This window comes from Geobacillus sp. FJAT-46040 (assembly GCF_002335725.1).
In the GTDB taxonomy this organism is placed as follows: Bacteria; Bacillota; Bacilli; order Bacillales; family Anoxybacillaceae; genus Geobacillus; species Geobacillus thermoleovorans.
This window is the reverse complement of sequence record NZ_NISS01000001.1, coordinates 2,382,259-2,385,288: the sequence shown is the minus strand read 5'-3', so window position 1 is coordinate 2,385,288 and position 3,030 is coordinate 2,382,259. Positions and strand designations below refer to the sequence as shown.

Annotated in this window: 3 protein-coding genes and 3 pseudogenes; 5 read left to right on the top strand and 1 reads right to left on the bottom strand. The window is 46.2% G+C overall.

The window, feature by feature from the left end; all coding sequences use genetic code 11:
* Positions 1–389 (bottom strand): annotated as a pseudogene (locus tag CD000_RS12630) (IS982-like element ISGsp1 family transposase); the annotation flags it as partial.
* A 72-nt stretch (positions 390–461) separates the two neighbouring features.
* Between CD000_RS12630 and CD000_RS12625 the strand changes: the two are divergent.
* From CD000_RS12625 to CD000_RS12610, 5 genes and pseudogenes are all read left to right on the top strand, one after another.
* Complete coding sequence (locus tag CD000_RS12625) at positions 462–1,517, top strand: FtsK/SpoIIIE domain-containing protein (protein ID WP_233130445.1); 1,056 nt, start codon at positions 462–464, stop codon at positions 1,515–1,517.
* The gene (locus CD000_RS12620; protein WP_233130444.1) at positions 1,501–2,184 is read left to right on the top strand and encodes a replication-relaxation family protein; all 684 of its coding nucleotides are present in this window, start codon (positions 1,501–1,503) and stop codon (positions 2,182–2,184) included. Before CD000_RS12625 ends, CD000_RS12620 begins: the two co-directional genes overlap by 17 nt.
* Before the next feature lie 16 nt (positions 2,185–2,200).
* Positions 2,201–2,374: a hypothetical protein gene (locus tag CD000_RS18855; protein ID WP_198962508.1), complete on the top strand. Its 174-nt coding sequence runs from the start codon at positions 2,201–2,203 to the stop codon at positions 2,372–2,374.
* 27 nt (positions 2,375–2,401) lie between these two features.
* Positions 2,402–2,554, top strand: a pseudogene (locus CD000_RS12615) (sporulation protein YhbH); the annotation flags it as partial.
* Positions 2,555–2,745: 191 nt separating this feature from the next.
* Positions 2,746–3,030 (top strand): annotated as a pseudogene (locus CD000_RS12610) (IS701 family transposase); the annotation flags it as partial.

The following is a 3,030-nucleotide window of genomic DNA, read 5'->3' as shown; positions in this document are numbered from 1 at the left end:
ACGGGATGGCACAACGGAAGAGGCAAGCTGTCGACGACCGCATAAGCATGGTGTTGGCCACGTTTCGCCAGCTCATGACGGATCCATTTGATGGCGAAACCAAGCGCCCGGCAGCGGCGGTTGTATCGGGAGCGTTCAAGAAACGAGCCGTTTGTGAACAAATTTCCCGTGACAAAACGATGCCAGGCTCGTTCGGAAGAAAAGCCCAGCAGCTTCCCCAAAAGGTGAACCGCCATGACCACTTCGTCTTCTTGCTTGACCAAGTGACGGTTGCGGCGATGAAGATACATTTGAATCAACGACAGTTGGGCAGAAACAAAACAGAAAATAGCGGCATATTGTTTTTGAAGTTTGGCTGGATCTGTAGTAAAATGAAAGTGCTCTTGCATGGGGGATCTCTCCTTTCGAATGTTGGGTGACACTTTCATTCTACTGGAGATCCGCCAGCAAGGGCTATTTTTATGCTTGATCAAGTTTATCTAGCACCACGGGTGGAATATGTATTTACTCTTATCAACGGAATGGATCCGAAGGAGGTTTTTAAGAAAGAATATGTGTTTCAGCAAGTGTTCGGCCGGCATGCTCAATTGGAGGGGGATTATAAAAGATTTATGCTGACCATTTATCATCGAGGATTGCCCGATGAACTTCCCTATAGCTTCGAAAAGATTAAACCTCACCTCGAGGGGTTAGCACTTCCGATTATTTGTGGAATGGATCGATATGGGCAATATATCACCTATGATGCGATCCAAGAGCCGCATTTGCTTATCGCCGGTGAAAGCGGCAGCGGAAAATCAACGCAATTGCGGTCGATTCTCACAACGCTTATTCAGTATTACGATGACAGTCGATTGCATATTTACCTCGCCGACTTAAAAATGTCGGAGTTTCATATTTTCAAGCGCTGCCGTCAGGTGAAGGCGGTTTGCACGACGCCAGGTCAATTAAAAAAGATGCTTTCATTTATCCAAGCCGAAATGAACCGGCGCAGTCAATTGCTCCATGAAAAAGAGCAAGCGCACGTAAGTGACTTACCAGATTCGGAACGTCCCCCTATCATTCTCATTTGTATCGATGAGCTAGTCGTTGTGAAAGACGAAAAAGATATCATGAACACGTTGGTTCAGCTTGTAGCAATCGGCCGAGCGCTCAATATAATTGTGATTTTATCCATGCAGCGGCCGAGTCATGACATACTTGACACAAAAATACGTGCCAATTTAACGGTGCGGATGGGGTTCCGTGCGGCCGATCTATCGAATGCGAAAATTATTGGCACGCCCGGAGCGGAAAAAATCAGCATTGAACAGCGAGGCCGTTTCCTGCTGAAAAGGGAAGGATTGACGGAGATACAGGCGCCGTTTTTGTCTATGGAACGAGCGAAGAAGATTCTCGCGGCATACAAGGTGGCAGACCGTGGGAATGTATTGCAAGCTGGTTTGGATATGACTGACCCTCAGGATCATGTCAGTGAAGAAATGATTTTAGGGGTGTTAGATGATGACACTAACTAAACGTGATAAAGCGATCATCGCTGATTTACAACGGTTCCGGGTAATGAGCCGTGACGACATTGCGGAGATCCATTTCAAAGGGCTAAAGCGTCCACAGGAAAGCGCGAATAATGTTTTGTTACGGCTGGTTCGCGACGGGCATATACAACGCTCTACAGCGTTTGTCCCTTACGTGTATTTTTGCGCTGACAGTAATTTAAAGAAAAACTCGCAAAAAATCCCGCACTACCTGGAAATTGTCAAGGTGTACAGGGAAATTATTTCAATCGGACCGGTCGAACAGTTTATCGTCGAGCCAAAGTACAAAAAAGGTTTAGCCGAACCGGATGCCTTCTTCATCTATCAACGGACACCATTCTTTCTCGAGTGCCAGCGCACTTTCTACAGTGAAAAGATGATAGAAGAAAAACTCAGCCGGTACGTCGCCCTATATGAAAGCGGGCTGATCGCCGAAGAACCTTGGCAGCCGGCGGGGAAGGTGATCTTTCCATATATCCTTATCCTCTCGGATACAAGGTATGCTCTAAATCGTCAATATCCTTTCCGGGTTTTCCAGGCGCCGTCGTTTCTGGGGTTCTTGCGGTCATTGAAACAGCCTCAACAGTCGCAGTCGTCCTACTCTGACATAAAGGTAGCCGGTGCGCGGTTGAAACTCCGGGATCAATAATGAGGAGGGGAACGCGATGGATAAATTAATAGTAAAACTGCTTGTTCTACACGCTTTTGTCGCTGATCAGAAAAGGGAATATGCTAAAATGGAAACAAAGGATGTTGTGGAACAGGCTTTTGCAGAGGGAATCGTCGCAGCGTGCGAGTTTTTTGAAGAGGCCTTGGAGCATATGATGGATTATAGATAGCGCGTCCGGTGTGTATAGGGTGTATAAGTGTATCAGTACAACCGCCATTCCACACTCATGTCGGCGTATCGCAATATTAAGGATGAAAAGTTCCGCTATTATATTTTGAAGCAAAAATCAGATGTGTTCCATGCGATGAAAACATTTTTCCGCAAAGAAGAGAGCAAGCAGCTCGTTTGACCCTCTGGCAGCTGAAAAAAGGGGGTTTTTCTTTTTGGAAAGGGAGGGCAATCGCCCTCCCTAAAATAAGTTACTGTAGATGAGCAAATTCACTGACATAAATTGACAACTAAACAAAAAAGGAGACATGAACCCGATTCCTTGGTTAGAATAGATGTACCACCAACTATCCACAAGGAGGTTCATGTCTCATGAATAGATTAGCACATCACCAAGGAATCCACAAGTTTTTCTTCATGCTGGGGTTGACGCTGCAGCTTTCCAAACCGGTCATCAAGCATCTCATTCATATTGTCGATGCCTTGACCACCAAGGGATTCTCGGGAACATTGACTGATATTCATTACTGGAGCTTTCATCCGAATCATCGAACGACGCTCAGTCACTTTTTCACGAAAAGCCCTTGGAACGAGGAAAGGCTGCTTGGGAAGCTTCAAGAGTGGATCCTTTCCCAGGTCGAACGACTGGCCAAACGG

What these genes read in the sequence shown, in the direction of transcription:
- CD000_RS12625 (WP_233130445.1), top strand. Translation starts at nt 462, where the DNA reads ATGCTTGATCAAGTTTATCTAGCACCACGGGTGGAATATGTATTTACT.
- CD000_RS12620 (WP_233130444.1), top strand. Translation starts at nt 1,501, where the DNA reads ATGATGACACTAACTAAACGTGATAAAGCGATCATCGCTGATTTACAA.
- CD000_RS18855 (WP_198962508.1), top strand. Translation starts at nt 2,201, where the DNA reads ATGGATAAATTAATAGTAAAACTGCTTGTTCTACACGCTTTTGTCGCT.